Source organism: Klebsiella spallanzanii (assembly GCF_902158555.1).
In the GTDB taxonomy this organism is placed as follows: Bacteria; Pseudomonadota; Gammaproteobacteria; order Enterobacterales; family Enterobacteriaceae; genus Klebsiella; species Klebsiella spallanzanii.
Window position 1 is genome coordinate 547,920 of the sequence record NZ_CABGGS010000023.1, and the last position, 19,507, is coordinate 567,426.

Sequence of the window (19,507 nt, forward strand, 5' to 3'; positions counted from 1 at the left end):
TGGGCGGACGGGGTACCTCTGACGGTGCCTCGTCCAGAACGGAGTGTGTTATGGTGGCAACGATATTGACCGACAACCTTACCCCATCCCGGCGGATCCGATGGCCCGGGCTGGCCCTCGTGGCGACGCTACCGTTGCTGCTTTTTTTACTCCTGTTTTTTGTCTGGCCGATTGCCGGACTGCTTAAACAAGGTTTCCTGGCACAGGGGCACTTTAGTCTCGAAAACTATCTCCACCTGTGGGATACGCCCATTTATCGCATCGTGCTGGAAAATACCTTTGTGATCGCCATGGCGGTGACGATCGGCTGCATTGTGATGAGCTACCCGCTGGCCTGGCTGATGGCCTCGGTGCGTCCGGCGATGGCGAAGCTGCTGTTCTTCGCCGTTCTGCTTCCGTTCTGGTCCAGCGCTCTGGTGCGCACCTCGGCGTGGATAGCATTGTTGCAGCAAAACGGCCCGCTGAATAATCTGTTGATGACCCTGCAAATTACTTCACAGCCGGTGGCATTTCTCTATAACTTTACCGGCGTGCTGATTGGTATGGTTCATGTTCTGATGCCCTTCGTGGTGCTGCCGCTTTACGCCTCATTCCGTTCGCTGGACAGCTCATTGCTGCAGGCGGCGCAAAGTTTAGGCGCGGATTCGCTAAGCGTATTTACCCGCATCATCCTGCCGCTGACGCGTCCTGGCGTTGTCGCGGGTGCGGTCATCGTATTTATGAACGCCGTCGGTTACTACATCACGCCGTCGCTGATGGGCGGACCGGCACAGCGCATGGTTGCGGAGCTTATTTCGCATAATATTACCGACGAGCTGAACTGGGGGATCGCCGCCGCGCTGGCCTGCGTATTGCTGATCACCACGCTGGTCGCGCTATGGCTGTTTAATCGCCTGTTTGGTCTCGATAAGCTGATGGGGGGTTCCAGCGGTAAAGGGAGCCAGTCAGTTGTCGTGACGCAGCGCAGCGGCGGTGGGCGTATTAGCGCAGGCGCAGGCGTGCTGGTGGCGCTATTTCTTATCCTGCCGATTGTTGTCGTTATTCCAATGAGTTTCGGTACCGCCAGCTTCCCTACGTTTCCCCCTGCTGAATACGGCGTACGCTGGTACGTGAACTTTTTTACCGACCGTAAATGGATGCTGGCGCTGGGCGAGAGCGTGCGGATTGGGCTGATTGTCACCATTTTATCGATGGTGCTGGGGGCGACCGCCGCGATGGGGATCCATAAGCTCCGTTCGCCGCGCAAAAGCTGGTTGGAAACGTTGTTTATCGTTCCCATGTCGGTGCCAGCCATTATTACTGCCGTCTCGCTTTATTATTTGTGCGGACCATTAGGACTGATCAACAACTCGGTGGCGCTGATCCTCGGCCATACCGTTCTGGCTACCCCTTATACCTTTATTACGTTACGTGCAGCGCTCAAAGGATTTGATCCCAGCCTTGAGTTGGCGGCCTATAGCCTCGGGGCCAAACCCTGGCAGATGTTTCGCCGCGTGATGTTGCCGCTTCTGCTCCCCGGCATGATTGGCGGGGCAGTGTTTGCCTTCGTAACCTCATTTGACGACGTTGTGATGTCGCTATTTCTCACCACTATCCGTAATCGAACCTTGCCGAAACTGATGTATGAAGGACTGGCGTTCGATTTTGACCCGACGGTGATCTCGGCTTCCTGCGTACTGATCGCGGCGACGGCGGGGATCCTGATTTTGCAGAGCCTGGTAAAACGTAATGGAGGCAAACATGCGTCAAATGCAGGGTAAAGATGTCACTCTTAACGCCATTCGCAAAACCTACGGTTCCACGGTCGCGCTGCCGCGTATCGATCTTCAGGTGGCGCGCGGCGAGTTCTGTACGCTGCTGGGTGCTTCCGGCTCCGGGAAAACGACGCTGCTGAAAGTGATTGCCGGGTTTGAACGCCCTGATAGCGGCAGCGTTCAGATTGCCGGTAAGGATGTGACTCGCGAGCCAATTTCCGACCGCAACATCGGCATGGTGTTCCAGAACTATGCGCTTTTTCCGCATATGTCCGTATTTGAGAACGTCGCCTTTCCATTACGTATGCGCCGCCTGGCGAAGGTCGATATTGAACGGCGGGTTGGTGAGGCACTGGCGCTGGTCAGTCTTGACACGTTTCGTAAACGCCTGCCCGGAGAGCTCTCCGGTGGCCAGCAGCAGCGCGCCGCGTTGGCCAGGGCGCTGGTGTTCAATCCGGATATTTTGCTCATGGATGAACCGCTTGGCGCGCTGGATAAAAATTTACGTCAGTCGATTCAGATTCAGATTAAGCAGTTGCATCAGGAACTGGGCCTGACGGTGGTCTTTGTCACTCACGATCAGGAAGAAGCGATGAATCTCTCCGATCGGATAATCATTATGGATAAAGGGGAGATTGTTGGCGATGGTTCTCCGCAGACCCTTTATCGCCAGCCTGATAGCCGCTTTGTCGCCGGTTTTCTCGGTGAGTGTAATTTCATTCCCGGCGAGCGCGACGGGACGCTGGGCATCCGGCCCGAGCATATGCTGGTTGGCCGCGCCAGCGAGAGGGCGCCCCGACGCTATCAGGGCAACATTGTGATGGCCACCTTTTGCGGTCTGCACTGGAAGCTATTGATTGAGTATCAGGGGCAGATGGTGGTGGCCTACGCGCCGGTCGATCTCCCGCCTGAGGAGCGCCATTCTGGCCAGACCATCAGCTTTGGCTTTCAGCCGGAACTGGCGATGACCTTCAGGGAGTCCGCGTGAACGGTTATCCACGTTTTATCGCGGTGGGCGAACTGGCCCTATTAGTTGAATTCGGCGACCGTATCGACAACCAACTGAATGCCCGGGTACTGGCGCTGGCGGCAGCGTTGAACGGTACGACCGGCGTGAGCGAAATTATTCCCACCTATCGCTCCCTGACCGTGGTGTTTGACCCATTAACGGTGACCTGTATTGAGCTTTGTGAACGCGTGACGCTTCTGCTTAATCAGCTTCCTGCTACACATTTAGCGCGTCGCCGCTGGCGCGTGCCGGTGTGCTATGGCGGCGAGTATGGCGAAGATTTGCCTGCGCTGGCGCAGGGACATGGGCTCAGCCCGGAGCAGGTGATTGATATACACAGCAGCGCGCGTTATCGGGTTTATATGGTGGGCTTTATGCCGGGATTTGCCTATCTCGGTGGTCTGCCTGAATTGCTGCATACCCCGCGTCGTTCATCGCCGCGTGCGATGACGCCGGCGTCCAGTATCAATATCGGCGGCCAGCAGACGGCAATCAGCTCGGTAGCAGGCCCCAGCGGTTGGCACCTTATTGGCCGGACACCCTGGCGTTCATTTGATCCGCTGCGGCAAAGACCATTTTTGTTTCAGGCCGGGGATGAAGTTGGCTTTATGCCCATTACTCCGGCGGAGTTCGCCCGTCTGAGCGACAAGTGCCGAGCAGCGGATTGGTACCCTGAGCCGGAGGTAGCGTGATGCGCTGGCTGGAAGTTATCTCTCCAGGATTATTGACCACCGTGCAGGATGAGGGGCGTCGTGGTTTTGCGCATTTGGGCGTACCGGCATCCGGGCCGATGGACATGATTGCGTTTCGATTAGCGAATGCCGTCGTTGGAAACGGACCGGAATGCGCGGCGCTGGAATTAACCGCGCTTGGTGGGCGATACCGGGTGATGGGTGGCGAATGCATCCTGTGCCTCGGCGGGGCAGTCGATGCACAGGCTGATGGTCGGGTGCTGGAGCCCTGGGTTGGTCATCGGCTGGCGGAGGGCAGCGAACTGGTCGTTGGGCGCATACAGCGCGGGCTGCGCGCCTATCTGGCTTTGGCTGGCGGTATCGATGTGGAGCCTATTTTGGGCAGCCGCGCTACGCTGACCCGGGCGTCGCTTGGTGGTCTGAATGGGCGAGCGGTGGCAAAAGGCGATCGCTTGCCTCTGGCGGAAAAAACCGTTGTCGGACGTCGCCGCTGTTTGCACGCGTATCTGACATCGTTGTACAGCAGCGGCCCGCTATCGGTGGTCATGGGGCCGCAGCAGGAGGCTTTTACCGAAGCCTCGCTGCTCACGTTTTTGCATGGGCGCTATCGAGTTAGCGCCCATGCGGACCGGATGGGGTACCGGATGGTGGGCCCGGCGCTGGCGCATTTGTACGGGGCCGATATGGTTTCCGATGCGGTGGTGCCCGGGAGCATTCAGGTTCCTGGTAATGGTCAGCCGATTATTGCGTTGCACGATCGTCAGACCACGGGAGGGTATCCAAAAATTGCCACCTTAATTGGGGCAGATCTGCCGCGCGTTGGGCAACTGCGGCCGGGGCAGAGCGTGGCGTTTCGTGCGATTACCGTATCGGAAGGCGTTGCGCGCTGGCGGCGTTTGCAAGAGGGCATCGCCGCCTGTTTACAGCATATTCAATCAACGGAAGTGAGCTGGCTATGAGTGAAACACAGACCGATGTAGACAATATTTTCCTCAATCCAGGTAGCGAGGATCTGACAGAAACAACCTATCGACAGCTACTGGAAATGATCCAGCAGGGACGGATCCCCACCAATATGCCATTGCAGGAACGGGCGCTGGCGGCCGCGCTGGGGGTCTCGCGCACGCCGCTGCGTGAAGCCTTCAGCCGTCTGGTTGGCGGCGGCTTCGCGACGCGGGTTGGTCGTGGGCAGCTCATCGTGAAAGAGCCCACACTCCGCGAATATCTGGAGATTCTGCAACTGCGGATTCTGCTTGAGGGGGAGGCGGCGTTTGCCGCCGCGTCCCGCATGCCGACGGAGCAGGCGCAATCGGTGATTAGCGTGTTGGCTGCCCACCGTCAGGCGCGGGACTTTTCCGCTTCTGAGAATCATCGTATCGATAACCTGGTCCACCAGACGATTGCCGCCCACTGCGGCAACGCCATGCTTGAAAGCATGATTTTTGATTTACGTATTAAAGCGCGCACTTTTGACCAGAACGGCACCGTCGCCCGCTTCGAGCCCGGCTGCCAGGAGCATATCGCGCTAATGGAACGCATTCTCGCCGGTGATGCGCCGGGGGCCAGAGAGGCGATGGTCTTTCATCTGACCCAGGCGCGGGCCGGTATCGTCGCCCGATTTACGGCAATCTGAGTAGGGAAGAAGGGTAATGAACAAACTGAACGAACAAGCCAATGGGGTTTACATTATTTCCGCGACGCCGTTTACCGACAGCGGCGAGCTGGATTTAGCCAGCGCGGATAGCCTGACCGATTTCTATCTCGAAAAAGGCGTCAGTGGGATCACTATTCTCGGCATGATGGGCGAGGCGCATAAGCTTACCGAAGAAGAAGCGTTGAGCTTTATGCAGCGGGTGCTGGCGCGGGTGAACGGGCAAGTGCCGGTGGTGGTTGGCGTCAGCCATGCTTCCCACCGTCATGTGGAGCGTCTGGCGAAAACGGCGATGGATAAAGGCGCTGCCGGGGTCATGCTGGCGCCGGGTCCGAATCTGGCAACCGACCCGCAGGTGGAAAACTATTTTCTTAGCGTTGCGAAGCTGCTGGGCAACGAGGTGCCCATTTGCCTGCAGGACTTCCCGCAATCGACCAAAGTTCATACCTCTGTTCCGGTGATGTTGCGGCTGATCGAAGCGCTGCCGCAAATCGTGATGCTTAAGCATGAGGATCTACCGGGAATGCGCAAACTTAGTCAGCTGCGCAGTCAGAGCGAGGCGCAGGGGCTGCGCCGCATCAGCGTGCTGGTGGGTAACGGCGGGCTCTTTTTGCCGCAGGAGCTGGCGCGCGGAGCCGACGGGGCGATGACCGGCTTTGCCTGGCCGGAAATGCTAGTGCAGGTGTGCCAGGCCTATGCCGAGGGTAATCCGGGACGCGGTGAGGATATTTTCGATTGCTACCTGCCGCTGCTGCGCCATGAGTTTCAGTACGGCATTGGGCTGGGGCTGCGCAAAGAGGCGCTACATCGGCGCGGGGCGATAAAAAGTGCAGCGGTCCGCCAGCCGGGGCCGACTCTTGACCGTACCGATCTCCAGGAACTGAGCGGGCTGATGGCTCGCCTGGAACGCAAACTTGCCGACAAGGGGCTGAACTGATGGATTTTATGATTAGCGGAAAAACGGCGCTGGTTTGCGGAGCGGGAAGCGGTTTAGGGCGCGCGATGGCCCAGGCGCTGGCCGCTGAAGGCGTAAAGGTTGCGGTAACCGGACGCAATGAAGAAAAGCTGGCGGAAACGGTGGCGCTGATTACTCAGGCCGGAGGGGAAGCCCGGGCCTGGCGGCTGGATCTGACAACTCCTCAGACCTTCGATACGGTCCTTGACGAGATCCGTCGACGCTTCGGTGCGATAACCATTCTGGTAAATAACTCGGGCGGTCCCGCGCCTTCCACCGCTTCTGGCGTTGACGCGGAGGTCTGGCAGCAGCAGTTTAGCGCCATGGTCAGCTCGCTCATTCAGTTAACCGATAAGGTGCTTCCCGATATGCGTGCGGAGGGCTGGGGGCGCATCATTACCAGCACCTCTTCCGGCGTAGTCGCGCCGATTGCCAGGTTAGGGGTATCAAATACCCTGCGCATGGCGCTGGTGGGATGGTCGAAAACGCTGGCTGCGGAGGTTGCCGCCAGCGGAATTACGGCGAACGTGTTGGTGCCGGGACGCATTGCCACCGAGCGCGTTGGTCAGCTTGACGCCGCGCGCGCCGGGCGTGAAGGGATCAGCGTTGAGACGGTGCGCAGCAGCAGCCAGCAGACCATCCCGGTCGGGCGCTACGGTCGCCCGGATGAATATGGCGCGGCGGCGGCGTTCCTCGCCAGCCAGCAGGCGTCGTTTATCACCGGCAGCGTGCTGCGGGTTGATGGCGGCATGATCCCCTCTCTTTAACGTGGAAAATGCCGATGAATGAGGCTATACGTAGTCCGACCCTGGTGATTCGTAACGTGCTGCTGTTTGATGGCGGCGGTGAGCCGCCGATACCCGCGGATGTGGCGATTACTGGCGAATTTATTACGACCATCGGCGCACCGGGTTCGCTGGCCGGGGGACATATCGTTGAGGCGCACGGCCTGGCGCTGGCGCCGGGGTTTATTGATGTTCATACCCATGACGACCGGGCGCTGTTAATGCCGGGGATGATGACCGCAAAATTGTCCCAGGGCGTGACGACGGTGATGACCGGCAACTGTGGTCTGAGCCTGGCGCCGGCGCGAATGGCGAACGTTCCCGCACCGCTGGATCTGATAGCGACTCCCGAATGGTTACGCTTTCCCCATTTTGCCGACTATCTGGCGGAGCTGGTCAGTAGCGGTATTGCCGTCAACGCCGCCTGCATGGTAGGGCATACTACGCTTCGCGCCAGCGTGATGGGGGATTCTCTGGATCGTCGCGCCAGCGAAGAGGAGTGTTGCCGGATGCGGGAACTGCTTGAAGCATCTCTTGCCGCCGGTGCGTTTGGTTTCTCGACCGGGACTTTTTATCCGCCGGCGCGGGCTGCCACTATCGATGAGATTGTCGCGGTGGCTGAACCCTTGGCGCGCTATGGAGCGTTCTACGCGACCCATATGCGTAACGAGGCTGAAGCGGTGCTGGACTCGCTTGATGAAACCTATGAGATTGGCCGTCGGTTGGGGGTAAGGGTACTGATCTCTCACCATAAATTAGCCGGGGTGAAAAACCATGGTCGTTCGCGGGAAACGCTGGCCAGTATTCAGGCCGCCCGCGCTCGCCAGCCGGTATCGCTGGATTGTTACCCCTATAACGCCTCATCCACGACCTTAAATCCGGACTTTATCGCCAGAGCGGCCAGGGTGCTGGTGAGCTGGTCGACGCCGTATCCCCAGCATGCCGGACGGCTGCTGGCTGAGATTGCGGTCGAATGGGGCATTAGCGATGAAGCGGCCGCGCAGCGGCTGATGCCCGCCGGAGCTATCTATTTCATGATGGATGAGGATGATGTCCAGCGTATTCTGGCTTTCCCGCCAACGATGATTGGTTCTGACGGCATGCCGCACGATGAGCATCCGCACCCGCGCTTATGGAGTACTTTCCCCCGCGTACTGGGTCATTACAGTCGCGAACTGGGGCTGTTCCCGCTGCACACGGCGATTAATAAGATGAGCGGCCTTCCCGCTGCTGAACTGGGTATTGACCGTCGCGGGCGGATTGCCGCCGGGTATTATGCCGATATGGTGCTTTTTAACCCACAGACGGTGCAGGACAGCGCCACTTTTGCGCAACCACGTACCCGGGCTGAGGGTATTGAGAAGGTGTGGGTCAATGGCCAGCTGGCCTGGGATGACGGTGAAATCCGCCATCAGACGGCGGGGCGGGTTATTCGACGCTAAAAAAGTACCGTTCACCGCTCGGCCAGCGTTGATGGCTGGCTTCGGTGAACGGCAGGAATTATGTTGAGGAGAGCACGTGGCTTAAAAAATCGCTCACCGTCTTCATGCATAGCTCGCGCTCTTCCACGTGCGGCATATGGCTTGAGGATTCAAAAATGGTCCACTGCGCGCCGGGGATGTGGTCCATAAAGGGCTGTACCACTTCCGGTGTGGCTTCATCGTAGCGCCCGGAAATCAGCAGCACCGGAATCTGAATCTGCGCGAGGCGGTCGATAATTGTCCACTCTTTCATACTGCCAATGACGTGGAATTCGGTGGGGCCATTCATCGCGTGATACACCGTTGGGTCGGCATCCATCGCATCAAAGGTGCGCCGTACTTCCGGCGGCCAGGGATCAAGCCGACAGACGTGGCGTTGATAAAATACTGCGCTTGCTGCCTTATATTCTGCACTGTCCAGGGTACCCGCAGCCTCATGTTCGAGCAGCGTCTGCTGGACGTCGGCAGGGAGCTGCGCCCGGAGTTCTGCTGCGCCCTGTAGCCACAGCGCCATTGAGGCCGGAGAGTTGGCGATAATCAGCGCTTTTAAGCCCGTTGGTTGCGTCACGGCGTGTTCCGCGCCTAGCATACCGCCCCACGATTGACCGAGCAGGGCGTAATTATCGGCAATATCGAGATATCGCAGCAGGTTATCCAGTTCGTCGAGGAACAGCGCTGGTTGCCAGAAATCGGCAGGATGCTGCGGCAGATGAGTTGAACGGCCGTTGCCAAGCTGATCGTAGTGGATCACCGCTCGCCCGCCGAGGGCGATATCACGGAACGCATCGACATAATCGTGCGTACATCCCGGCCCGCCGTGGGCAATAACCAGCGGCGTCAGTCCACTATGGGTATCGCCGCAAATACGAAACCAGGTTTGGTATTCCCGAAACGGGGCGTAGCCTTCGCTAATGGTGTACATGAATGATCTTTACCCTGATAAGTGGACCGGCTTTCAGGGTAAAGGGTCGCAACCAACGCTGAACACTAGCAAAAATGCTAGTTCTTAGCTGTCGAGCAGACGGTAATGCAGGGCGCGAACCACCGCCTGTACGCGATTGCTGGCGCCGAGTTTTCTGGCTGCGGTATTTAGGTGCAACGTCACCGTTGCTACCGAGCGATGCAGTTTGCGGGCGATCTCTTTGGCGGTGAGCCCTTCAGCAGACCACGCCAGACATTCGCGCTCACGATTGCTTAGCTTCACGTGGCGGCAGGTCAGCATGGTGCTGTCGAATAGCGGAAAGGCCGACTCCTGGAACTGGTGGGCTATCAGCATCAGCTGCGCCAGGGTCGCGCTGATTTCCCGTTCCTGACGCTGGCCGGTATGGATGCCGGTGAGGGTCACAAATCCGCCGTTGGGGAGATGCAGGGGAACCGTTGCTCCACAGGGCATATTGTGTTCACGCATATAGTCGGTGACGGCGGTAGCATGATCGTCCAGCCTGCCGCGCAGCATGCTACTGTCTGGTCGTTGATAGGACCAGACAAAGGGCGCGCAGCTCTCCAGCGCACAGTGCTGTACTGGATCAACCTGGTAATATCCTCGCTCGCACCATAGCTGGCGCATATCCTCCGGCACATTGCACGTTTTCAGCAGCGATGGCGTAATCAGCTCTCCCTCCAGCGAACGCGGGACCGGCGTGTAGTCGTAAATGACTGCGTCAAATCCCAGCGTTCGGGTGTGCTGGAAAAGCCCTATGAATGCGTCATCCAGGCTGGCTGCCCGGGTGCTGCCGGGGTGTTCAAACTCCAGTCGCATATAACCCCCTTTACGTTAAACGAGACCTGCGACGGGCACGATTTGTGCAAACCCGTCAATAGCTCGCTCTGAGGTATGCAATTCCGATGCCGTCCCGGCGCAGCGCAAAACTAGTATTTTTGCTAACTGTTCAGCTTCTGACGTTGCCGTTAGCGTTAAGGCAACGCCACACCAGCAGCATCGACGACGAGGAACACACCATGTGGAGCGAAATAGCGCCCGATCAGTGCCATAACATTGCCGTGGATGGTTATAACGTCGTGGCTTATCAATTTGGCGACGGCGATGAGACCGTTCTCTGCCTCAACGGCGGACCGGGGCTGCCCTGCGACTATTTGCGAGAGGCTCACTCCTGCCTGAAGCAGCACGGCTACCGGGTGATAGCCTTTGATCAACTGGGAACCGGGAAATCCGACCGACCGGATGACGCCAGCCTGTGGACCATGGCGCGCTACGTACGTGAAGTGGAAACCGTCCGCCAGGCGCTGGGGCTCGGTAAAGTGCACCTGCTTGGTCATTCGTGGGGCGGATGGCTGGCGATTGAAGTGGCATTGCACCATCCTGGCGCAATTCGCTCGCTGATTCTCGAAAATACCGTCGCCGATATGCCGCATCTGGTGCAGGAACTGAACCGCCTGCGCGGTGCGCTGGGACCCGAAACCGTCGCCATGATGCAGCGCTATGAGGCGCTGGGCTGGCTGGAGCACCCGGCCTATCAGGCGGCGATTACGCTGCTTAATTATCGCCACGTTTGCCGCCTTGATGTGTGGCCCGAACCGGTTAAGCGATCGCTTGAGGACTGGAATATGGGGCCGTATATCACGATGCAGGGGCCGAACGAATTTCTCTATACCGGTAATTTAAAAACGTGGAGCCGCAGTGCTGAACTGGGTTCGATCCGCTTGCCGTGCCTGATAACCAGCGGGCAGCATGATGAACTTACCCCCGCCTGCGCCCTGAAGATGAAGCAGGGACTGGCGAACGCCGAAATAGCCATTTTTGCCAATAGCAGCCATATGCCGTTTTACGAAGAGCCGCAGGCTTACTACCCGGTACTGCTCGATTTTCTGGCGCGCCAGCGTGATGCGGGAGGCCGTTGATGCATCGTTACCGCTTCCTGCTTTTTCGCCCGCTGCAGCTGCTGCCGGTTCTGCTCGGCATCAGCTTGATCACGTTCATGATGGTGCGGGCGATCCCCGGCGATCCGGCGCGCATTCTGCTGGGGGTTCGCAGCACTCCGGCTGCGCTGGCCCGCATTCGCGCGCAGTTTGGTCTTGATGAGCCGCTATGGGTGCAGTACGGCTATTTTCTGCGCAACCTGCTGCAAGGGGAGCTGGGAAAGTCGATTGTGTATCGAGTGGATACCCTGAAGCTGATTGGTTCGCGTCTTGAACCGACGCTGTGGTTGGTACTGGGTAGCGTTCTGCTGGCTATTGCTTTGACGGTGCCGCTGGCGGCGATCGCCGCACGCCAGCGCGGATGTCTCGCCGATCGGCTGATTCGCCTTTTTACCACCGCCGGGCTGGGGTTTCCGGCATTCTGGCTCGGCATCATGCTGATTTTGCTGTTCAGCATCGTGCTTGGCTGGTTCCCGGTTTCCGGCTACGGCAGCGATTTTTTAGACCAGCTACACCATATGGTTCTGCCGTGCCTGACCGTGGCGCTGGCGCTTTCAGCGGTATTGATTCGTAACCTGCGCGCCAGCCTGCTGATGGAGATGAATAGCGACTACGTCGTGGCGGCGCGGGCGCGCGGGCAGCGGGAAAGACGCATCTTCTGGCGGCATGTACTGCCCAATTCGCTGGTGCCGACCATCAATCTGCTGGCGGTGAATATTGGCTGGTTAATCGGCAGTACGGTAGTTATCGAAAGCGTATTTGCCATCCCTGGTCTCGGGCAACTTCTGGTAAAGGCGATTTTTAGCCGTGATTACATGGTGGTTCAGGGCGTGGTCATGGTCTTTGCCCTTGCCACCGTGGCGGTCAGCCTGCTGGCGGATATTCTGACCGTGGCTCTCGACCCGAGGATAAAACTATGAAGGCGACAGCGACGTTTTCCCGTCTGCGTCAGCGGGTTATTCCGCGTCAGCAGGCGCTATATGCCGGGCTGGCAATTGTCGGACTGTGGCTGTTGGTGGCCTGCCTGGCGCCGTGGATAGCGCCGTTCGATCCGATTGCTCAGGACGTGTCCTCCAGCCTGCTGTCGCCGGGCGGCGCGCACCCGTTCGGTACCGACAACTTTGGTCGCGATGTCTTTTCCCGGGTGCTATGGGGCGCGCGGGTTGATCTGCAAATTTGCCTGCTGGGAGTACTGTTCCCCTTTATGCTCGGCACCACGCTGGGTGCGCTCTCCGGCTATCTCGGCGGCGTCGTGGATGCGCTGGTGATGCGGGTGATCGATATCGTGCTGGCCTTTCCGTTTCTGGTATTGATGTTGGCAATTATTGCCATCCTTGGGCCGGGGCTGAGCAGCTTTTATATTGCCATGGCAATGGTGGGCTGGGTCTCCTATGCCCGGCTGGTGCGCGCTCAGGTACTCACGCTGAAACAGCGCGATTTTATTCTGGCGGCCCGCAGCCTGGGCTATGGGCACCTGCGCATTTTGTTTCGCCATCTGTTGCCGAATGCGCTGACCGGCGCGATCGTTTTTTCGATGTCCGACTGCGTTCTGGTGCTGCTAAACGGAGCCTCGGTGAGCTATCTCGGGCTCGGCGTGCAGCCGCCAACCGCTGAATGGGGCGTGATGGTTGCCGAAGGGCAGAGCTTTATCACCACCGCGTGGTGGATAACGACCTTTCCGGGGATCGCCATCGTGCTGTTGGCCATGGGGTTCAGCCTGCTGGCCGATGGGCTAGGGGATAAGTTAGGGGAGCGCGTATGAGTTTGCTTAAGGTGAATCACCTGACGGTCACGCGTGGTGAAGATATCGCGCTGGTGGATAACGTCTCGTTAAGTCTCGAAGCCGGTGAGATGCTTGGGCTGGTCGGCGAGAGCGGGTCGGGAAAAACCGTAACCTGCCGGGCGCTGATGCGCCTGCTGCCGGGGGCCGGACTGCGGATTACTGGCGGCGAGGTTCTGCTGGGAGGGCGCGATATCTTGTCCCTGAGCGAAGGACAAATGTCGGCGGTGCGCGGGCGGGAAATCGGCATGATTTTCCAGAACCCCACCAGCCACTTAAATCCGGTGATGACCATCGGGGAACACATTGCGGAAAGCCGCCGCCTCCATTTTGGCGCTAACCGTCGTCAGGCGCGAGAGGATGCGCTGGCGCTGCTGCGCCAGGTGGGGATCCCGGACCCACAGAATCGGCTTAATAACTATCCGCATGAATTTTCCGGCGGCATGCGCCAGCGGGCGATGATTGCCGTTGCCCTCGCCCCGGAGCCTGCGCTGCTGATTGCCGACGAACCGACAACCGCGCTGGATGTGACCGTACAGATGCAGATTTTGCGCCTGCTGAGCGACCTGCGTGCTGAGCTGGGGCTGGCGGTCATTATGATCACTCACGATCTCGGCGTGGTGGCGCAAACCTGCGATCGAATTGCAGTGATGTACGGCGGCCGACTGTGTGAGGTGGGCGACAAGCGAGAAGTACTGGCCGGGCCACTGCACCCATACACTCGCGGACTCATTGATTGCCAGCCGGTCAGTGAAGGCGGGCTGGGGAGGTTGACGACCATCGACGGCCAGCCGCCGGTTGCCGACCACTTTCCATCGGGCTGCCGTTTTCATCCGCGCTGTCGACGCGCCGATGCGTCCTGCCTGCACCAGCCGTTGCTGCGCGACGGGCAGGCTAGCCATAGCCATGCGGTAGCCTGCCATCATATATTGCCGACGCTTACCCGGTGGGAGGGATAATGGCTTACCCTAACTGGCCGCTGCTTGAGGCCGATAATCTTTCCGTCACCTTTCCGGTGTCCGGCGGGCTTTGGCAAGCGAAAAAAGTGGTGCATGCGGTTAACCAGGTCACGGTGCAAATTTATCCCGGCGAGACGCTGGGCCTGGTCGGCGAGTCCGGTAGCGGTAAAAGCACCCTTGGACGGGCGCTGCTGCAGCTCGAACGGGTTGCTGGCGGAGAGGTCCGGTTCGATGGTCAGCGTATTACTCATGGCTTAACCAGCGATATCGCCCGTCTACGCCAGCAAAGCGCGATGATTTTCCAGGATCCTTTTGGGTCATTAAACCCGCGCCAGACCGTGGGAGAAAGTATTGCGGAGGTACTGCGCGTTCATCAGAAGGTGCCGCGCGCGCAAGTTGCTCAGCGGGTAGCGGAACTGCTCACCCAGGTTGGCCTGCGTGCGCAGCAGGCCAGCGCGAAACCTTCTCAGCTTAGCGGTGGTCAGTGCCAGCGTGCCGGTATTGCCAGAGCGCTGGCTATTGAACCGCGGCTGATTGTGGCGGATGAGTGCGTTGCGGCGCTGGACGTCTCTATTCAGGGGCAGATCGTGAATTTATTGATGGATCTGCGGGAGAAAATGGGGCTGGCGATTCTGTTTATTGCTCACGATCTGGCGATTGTGCGTCGGCTCTGCGATCGCGTCGCGGTGATGTATCTCGGGCGAATTGTAGAGGAGGGGCCTGCGGAAGCGGTCTTTACCCGCCCCCTGCATCCTTATACCGCCGCACTGGTATCTGCGATCCCGGAAATTGACCCGGATAAACCGCTGCCAAAGAATTTGCTGGGGGGCGAGCCGCCCAGCCCCGTCGCTGTTCCACAAGGCTGTGCATTCCATCCGCGCTGCCCTTATGCGCAGGTGCAGTGCCGCACCGGCGAACCACCATCAACCCGGCAGATTGCCGACCGCGCTTATGCCTGCGTATTGAACCATGCGGGCGATGAGACCGTTTATCCTTTGACAGGGGGATCTTTTGATGAAGCACAGGCAAGTTAAATTACTGGCGGCGAGCGTTTTTCTGGCGCTCAGCGTGGTGAGCGAAATAGCGCAGGCGGCAGGGGTATTGACCATTGGTCGTCGCGAGGACAGCACCACTTTTGACCCGATAAAATCGGCGCAAAATGCCGACAACTGGGTTTTTTCCAACGTCTTCGATCCGCTGGTACGAGTGGATAAAACCGGGACTAAGCTGGAGCCTGGCGTGGCAGAAAGCTGGACGATTTCCCCGGATGGTAAGGTCTATACCTTTAAAATTCGTGATACCAAATTCTCTGATGGTACAGCGCTGACCGCCAGCGATGCGGCGTTTAGCCTGTTGCGTATCCGCGATGATGAAGGTTCGCTATGGCGTGATTCCTATAGCATTATCGCCAAAGCGGAGGCCACGGACCCGCGCACCCTGGTGGTCACGCTGAAATCGCCCTCCGCGCCATTCTTATCGCAGCTGGCGCTGCCGAACGCCTCGGTGGTTTCACAGCAGGCGATGAAGGCGGAAGGTGAAGAGGCGTTTGCCGAAAAACCGATAGGTTCCGGCGCGTTCAGTGTTAAAGAGTGGCTGCGCGGCGAAAAAATCGTGCTGGTTAAGAACCCGAACTTCTGGCAGGCGAAAAACGTCAGCCTGGACGGCGTGGAGTGGTTAACCATTCCGGATGATAATACCCGAATGCTGAAAGTGCAGGCTGGTGAGCTTGACGCCGCGCTGACCGTGCCTTTCTCGCGCATTGCCTCGTTACAAAAAGACGCCAATCTGAAGGTTGAGCTGGATCCTTCCACTCGTGAAGACCATCTGCTGATCAACCATTCTCACGGCGCGCTGGGTAAGGTGGAGGTGCGTCAGGCGCTGGACTTTGCGATTGATAAAGACGCTATCGTGAAGACCGTGACCTTTGGCTATGGTCAGGTGGCGAACTCCTACATTCCTGCCGGGGCGCTTTACCATTACGCGGACAATCTTCGCAGGCCATACGATCCGCAAAAGGCCAAAGAGATGCTGAAGGCGGCGGGGGCCGCCGACCTGAAGCTGAACTACGTGGTTAACGCCGGGGATGAAGTGGACGAGCAAATCGCGATTTTGCTCCAGCAGCAGCTGGCAAAAGCCGGGGTGACGGTGAATTTACAAAAAGTCGATCCGAGCCAGAGTTGGGATATGCTGGTCGCCGGGGATTATGATATTTCGGTAATGTACTGGACGAACGATATTCTTGACCCTGACCAGAAAACCACCTTTGTGCTTGGTCATGATGCCAATATGAACTATATGACCCGCTATCATAATGAGCAGGTTAAAGCTCTGGTGGCCGCTGCGCGCGTAGAAATGGACAGTAAAAAGCGCGAGCAGATGTATATTGACCTGCAAAAAATGGCCAAAGCCGACGTGAACTGGGTTGATCTGTATTACAGCCCGTACCGCAACGTCAGCCGCAAGAATATCGACGGTTTTTACCAGAATCCGCTGGGGCGCTTCTTCCTGGAGGATACCGTCAAAAACTAATGCCTCTTTGCGCCGGCTGGCCTCGACCACCGGCGCTTTTTTTGATCTTTTCGGACAACCCGCTGCGGCTTGATGCACGTCAACGAGCACATCAACTTTTACTATAAAAACTAAAAAAAGAGTTGTAACCCCGTCTGCTTTTATTCAATTTATGTGGTGAATGTTTGGTGCGTTTCAATAAAAAAAATACATACGCATTGAAAACAACACGTTAAATAAATCAGGGGTTAATTTTTGTGGCAAGTGCAAACAAACTCACGCTGTTCATCGTCATTTTCATGCTCTTGGGGATCCTCTCCGGCGCGGCCATCCATGCATATGCCGCGCAAACGACCATTACCGCATGGTCTGAAAACATTACGCTGCTAACCGACGTCTTCCTGCGTCTGATTAAGATGGTGATTGCGCCATTAGTCTTCAGTACCCTGACGGTTGGTATTATGCGTCTTGGCGAAACGGCAACCATCGGGCGGGTCGGCGGTAAAGCGATGGTGTGGTTTATCACCTCGTCAATTCTCTCCATTCTGGTCGGGCTGGTGATCGTGACTCTCGAACATCCCGGCGCCGGTTTGAACCTCGCTATTCCTAAAGAGTCCGTGGATACCGGGCTGGCGGTAAGCGGAATGAGCTTAAAAGGCTTTCTGACGCATACTATTCCGACCAGCATTACCGAGGCGATGGCCAACAACGAGATTCTGCAAATCGTGGTGTTCTCAATGTTCTTTGGCATTGCCGGGGCGTCTTTGGGCGAAAAGTTTAATGCCCCGCTGGTGGCTGCGCTCAACGTGGTTTCCCACATTATGCTGAAGGTGACCGGGTACGTCATGTATGTGGCACCGCTGGCGATTTTCGCGGCGATTTCATCGGTTATCGCCTCTCAGGGGCTGGGGATCCTGCTTAACTATGCCTCTTTTATCGGCGGTTACTATGTGGCGATTCTGCTGACCAGCGTCGTGCTGTTGGCGGTAGGCTATATGGTGTTGAAAAAAGAGGTTTTTCGCCTGCTCAATATGCTGAAAGACCCGGTACTGGTGGCGTTTACCACCAGCAGCTCGGAAGCCGCTTATCCGAAGACCCTGGAGCGGCTGGTGAAATTTGGCTGCTCGCGTAACATCGCTTCGTTTGTGCTGCCCATTGGTTACTCGTTTAATCTGGTTGGCTCGATGGTGTACTGCTCTTTTGCCGCCATGTTTATCGCTCAGGCCTACAATATTCAGCTGAGCTTTAGTGAGATTACCGTGATGATGCTGACGCTGATGCTGGCATCGAAAGGGATTGCCGGGGTGCCGCGTTCGGCGCTGGTGGTGCTGGCCGCCACAATCCCCAGCTTCAATATTCCTGTTGCCGGTATCTTGCTGCTGATGGGCATTGATCACTTCCTGGATATGGGGCGTTCGGCGATAAACGTACTGGGTAACGGGATCGCGACGGCAATGCTGTCAAAAAATGAAGGTTTATTGCAGGAAGAAGTACCGGAAGCTGAAGCTGAACCTCAGCAGGTCGAAGCCTGATCGTCACGCGCCCTTGTTAACGGGGGCGCGTTTACTCATCACGGCGAAAAAGAGGCCCCTAACAGGCACGCAAGGGGCAATGTGACGAAGTGACTCATTCCTCGATAAAGACGTTTTTCTTATTGTATAAAAATACGCTACGGTATCTTCATACCAAGGAACCAAGTAATGTTACCTGCTGCTTGTCGCACCTGAGTAGATGTTTTTCATCTTGTTGATATTTTTCGGAATCTCTTCCTATACAAGCCGTCAAATTCCTAATTTTACCGTGCATAGTGTTATCAATGATCAGCATAAGCGAGGGTTTACCAGCGCTCTTTTAACAAATTCATAAACTGGAAAAAATCATAATTATTATTAAGGCTGAATTTTTCCATAATTTTACTTTTGTGCCATGTGGTGGTTTTGATACTCACCTTGTTGAGGGCAGATATCTTGCTAATGTCAAAGCCATGAATAATGCCGGTGGCGACGGCGACCTGCGATCGGGAAAGCATTTTATGCGGGCAGTTGGTGCAGGTTAGCGCTGAGTCCAGCGTTTGCGCCAGAGGGCGATTCTCACTCTTTCTCAGCTCATGGGCAATGATTTCAAACATTTTATCAATATTAACGGATTTGATTGAAACGAAGATAACGCCTTTCAGGCAGTTAACAATGAGCTCTTTTTCCGGGAGTTTGTCATAGCTGTGCAATATAATCACTGAACTATTTTTTTTACGATTTTTTATGCTGGTATTGCACAGGTAGATCTCGCCGGGGAGAACTTCAGCGATAATGATATCCTTATCTAAAAAATCATTATGCTTATAAGAAAAATTAACGTCCAGATTAGCATTGCTGCGGATAAGTTCATTGACCATTGAAACCAATGATTCTCTGAGGAACGTATTTTTAGTATTGATTGCGATGTTTATTGTTTTCATGGCGTTATTTCCCTGATAAATCAACATAACGCCATGTTGTGATCAATCCTCCGGGCGTATGCGGTGATTGTTGCTGTGCAGATTTTTTATTATTGCTGTGGCTTTAATTATCTTCTGCGCGAAGAGTTCTTCGTTGAAAACGGAAACTTCTGTTTTCTCCTGTCTCTGATATAAGAAACAAGACTATAGACGGAAACGCAAAGGCAAAATATGCACAGCAATAAGGCTAACCATGTTTGCATGGCCATGATTGATATCCTTTAACTTAATTTTAGGTGTTAAAACAGTACATCGTACGCACGAGAATATTTTTATACTCATCTTCAAAATCGTACTGGCGATCGTGGGCGAAAAGCGTGCGGCAAACGGCCGGAATTCAGAGGTTGCTGAATTTATCGACAGTCCATTATCTTAATGACGCTTTGACGTGGTTCGCTCACGACACCATGTCAATGTAGGAAAATTCTTAATGTGCTGTCAGTCTCATTTCTCTCATTCCTCTCAAAAACTGAAAAAAAGTTAACAAGAAAAGCAAAATGTATAACGTATTGGTAATGATGTACTGCGCAAGGATAAACATTAACCGGCGGCGCAGCGGCCG

At 56.5% G+C, this 19,507-nt stretch carries 19 protein-coding genes; 15 read left to right on the forward strand and 4 right to left on the reverse strand.

The genetic code is table 11. The features are described from left to right. Window positions 1–50: 50 nt before the first annotated feature. The 8 genes from FN082_RS17560 to FN082_RS17595 are packed head-to-tail and all read left to right on the forward strand — an operon-like array spanning window position 51 to window position 8,288. Window positions 51–1,760: an ABC transporter permease subunit gene (locus tag FN082_RS17560; protein WP_142512933.1), complete on the forward strand. Its 1,710-nt coding sequence runs from the start codon at window positions 51–53 to the stop codon at window positions 1,758–1,760. After that, a complete protein-coding gene (locus FN082_RS17565; protein ID WP_139536523.1) occupies window positions 1,741–2,742 on the forward strand; it encodes an ABC transporter ATP-binding protein in 1,002 nt (333 codons plus the stop codon). The genes FN082_RS17560 and FN082_RS17565 overlap by 20 nt, the downstream gene beginning before the upstream one ends. Next, window positions 2,739–3,455 carry a 5-oxoprolinase subunit PxpB gene (gene pxpB / locus FN082_RS17570; protein ID WP_142462800.1) on the forward strand — a complete coding sequence of 239 codons (717 nt, stop codon included), beginning with the start codon at window positions 2,739–2,741 and terminating at the stop codon, window positions 3,453–3,455. Before FN082_RS17565 ends, pxpB begins: the two co-directional genes overlap by 4 nt. Further along, window positions 3,455–4,414 (forward strand): 5-oxoprolinase subunit C family protein, encoded by a 960-nt coding sequence (locus tag FN082_RS17575; protein ID WP_112213175.1) that lies wholly within the window; start codon window positions 3,455–3,457, stop codon window positions 4,412–4,414. Before pxpB ends, FN082_RS17575 begins: the two co-directional genes overlap by 1 nt. Continuing rightward, window positions 4,411–5,088, forward strand: coding sequence for a GntR family transcriptional regulator (locus tag FN082_RS17580; RefSeq protein ID WP_110275508.1), 678 nt, complete (start codon window positions 4,411–4,413; stop codon window positions 5,086–5,088). Before FN082_RS17575 ends, FN082_RS17580 begins: the two co-directional genes overlap by 4 nt. A 16-nt stretch (window positions 5,089–5,104) precedes the next feature. Continuing rightward, window positions 5,105–6,043: a dihydrodipicolinate synthase family protein gene (locus FN082_RS17585; RefSeq protein ID WP_139536521.1), complete on the forward strand. Its 939-nt coding sequence runs from the start codon at window positions 5,105–5,107 to the stop codon at window positions 6,041–6,043. Continuing rightward, window positions 6,043–6,828 carry an SDR family oxidoreductase gene (locus FN082_RS17590; protein ID WP_112213176.1) on the forward strand — a complete coding sequence of 262 codons (786 nt, stop codon included), beginning with the start codon at window positions 6,043–6,045 and terminating at the stop codon, window positions 6,826–6,828. Before FN082_RS17585 ends, FN082_RS17590 begins: the two co-directional genes overlap by 1 nt. 14 nt (window positions 6,829–6,842) lie before the next feature. Further along, window positions 6,843–8,288, forward strand: a complete 1,446-nt coding sequence (locus FN082_RS17595; protein WP_139536520.1) for an N-acyl-D-amino-acid deacylase family protein — start codon at window positions 6,843–6,845, stop codon at window positions 8,286–8,288. A 58-nt stretch (window positions 8,289–8,346) separates the two neighbouring features. On the opposite strand, the gene FN082_RS17600 is transcribed toward FN082_RS17595, so the two are convergent. Together FN082_RS17600 and FN082_RS17605 are read right to left on the reverse strand one after the other, a co-directional pair. Next, a complete protein-coding gene (locus FN082_RS17600; protein ID WP_139536519.1) occupies window positions 8,347–9,249 on the reverse strand; it encodes a proline iminopeptidase-family hydrolase in 903 nt (300 codons plus the stop codon). An 84-nt stretch (window positions 9,250–9,333) separates the two neighbouring features. Beyond that, window positions 9,334–10,086, reverse strand: a complete 753-nt coding sequence (locus tag FN082_RS17605; protein ID WP_139536518.1) for a helix-turn-helix transcriptional regulator — start codon at window positions 10,084–10,086, stop codon at window positions 9,334–9,336. A gap of 200 nt (window positions 10,087–10,286) precedes the next feature. Between FN082_RS17605 and FN082_RS17610 the strand changes: the two genes are divergently transcribed. The 7 genes from FN082_RS17610 to FN082_RS17640 all read left to right on the forward strand — a co-directional run bounded on the left by FN082_RS17610 (window position 10,287) and on the right by FN082_RS17640 (window position 17,983). Beyond that, on the forward strand, window positions 10,287–11,186 hold the full coding sequence (locus FN082_RS17610) for a proline iminopeptidase-family hydrolase (protein WP_142982007.1): 900 nt from the start codon (window positions 10,287–10,289) through the stop codon (window positions 11,184–11,186). Continuing rightward, on the forward strand, window positions 11,186–12,124 hold the full coding sequence (locus FN082_RS17615) for an ABC transporter permease (RefSeq protein WP_139536516.1): 939 nt from the start codon (window positions 11,186–11,188) through the stop codon (window positions 12,122–12,124). Before FN082_RS17610 ends, FN082_RS17615 begins: the two co-directional genes overlap by 1 nt. Further along, a complete protein-coding gene (locus tag FN082_RS17620) occupies window positions 12,121–12,966 on the forward strand; it encodes an ABC transporter permease (protein ID WP_110275500.1) in 846 nt (281 codons plus the stop codon). The genes FN082_RS17615 and FN082_RS17620 overlap by 4 nt, the downstream gene beginning before the upstream one ends. Continuing rightward, window positions 12,963–13,943 (forward strand): ABC transporter ATP-binding protein, encoded by a 981-nt coding sequence (locus tag FN082_RS17625; protein ID WP_142982008.1) that lies wholly within the window; start codon window positions 12,963–12,965, stop codon window positions 13,941–13,943. Before FN082_RS17620 ends, FN082_RS17625 begins: the two co-directional genes overlap by 4 nt. Next, window positions 13,943–14,977 (forward strand): ABC transporter ATP-binding protein, encoded by a 1,035-nt coding sequence (locus tag FN082_RS17630; protein ID WP_142982009.1) that lies wholly within the window; start codon window positions 13,943–13,945, stop codon window positions 14,975–14,977. Before FN082_RS17625 ends, FN082_RS17630 begins: the two co-directional genes overlap by 1 nt. Continuing rightward, on the forward strand, window positions 14,958–16,472 hold the full coding sequence (locus tag FN082_RS17635; RefSeq protein WP_110275497.1) for an ABC transporter substrate-binding protein: 1,515 nt from the start codon (window positions 14,958–14,960) through the stop codon (window positions 16,470–16,472). Before FN082_RS17630 ends, FN082_RS17635 begins: the two co-directional genes overlap by 20 nt. 236 nt (window positions 16,473–16,708) lie before the next feature. Then, window positions 16,709–17,983, forward strand: a complete 1,275-nt coding sequence (locus FN082_RS17640) for a dicarboxylate/amino acid:cation symporter (RefSeq protein WP_139536514.1) — start codon at window positions 16,709–16,711, stop codon at window positions 17,981–17,983. A gap of 305 nt (window positions 17,984–18,288) precedes the next feature. Here FN082_RS17640 and FN082_RS17645 read toward each other — a convergent pair whose 3' ends face one another. Both FN082_RS17645 and FN082_RS17650 read right to left on the reverse strand, forming a co-directional pair. Continuing rightward, a complete protein-coding gene (locus FN082_RS17645) occupies window positions 18,289–18,906 on the reverse strand; it encodes a helix-turn-helix domain-containing protein (protein ID WP_139536513.1) in 618 nt (205 codons plus the stop codon). A 107-nt stretch (window positions 18,907–19,013) separates the two neighbouring features. Then, the gene (locus FN082_RS17650) at window positions 19,014–19,154 is read right to left on the reverse strand and encodes a small membrane protein (RefSeq protein WP_142462796.1); all 141 of its coding nucleotides are present in this window, start codon (window positions 19,152–19,154) and stop codon (window positions 19,014–19,016) included. Window positions 19,155–19,507 lie beyond the last annotated feature (353 nt).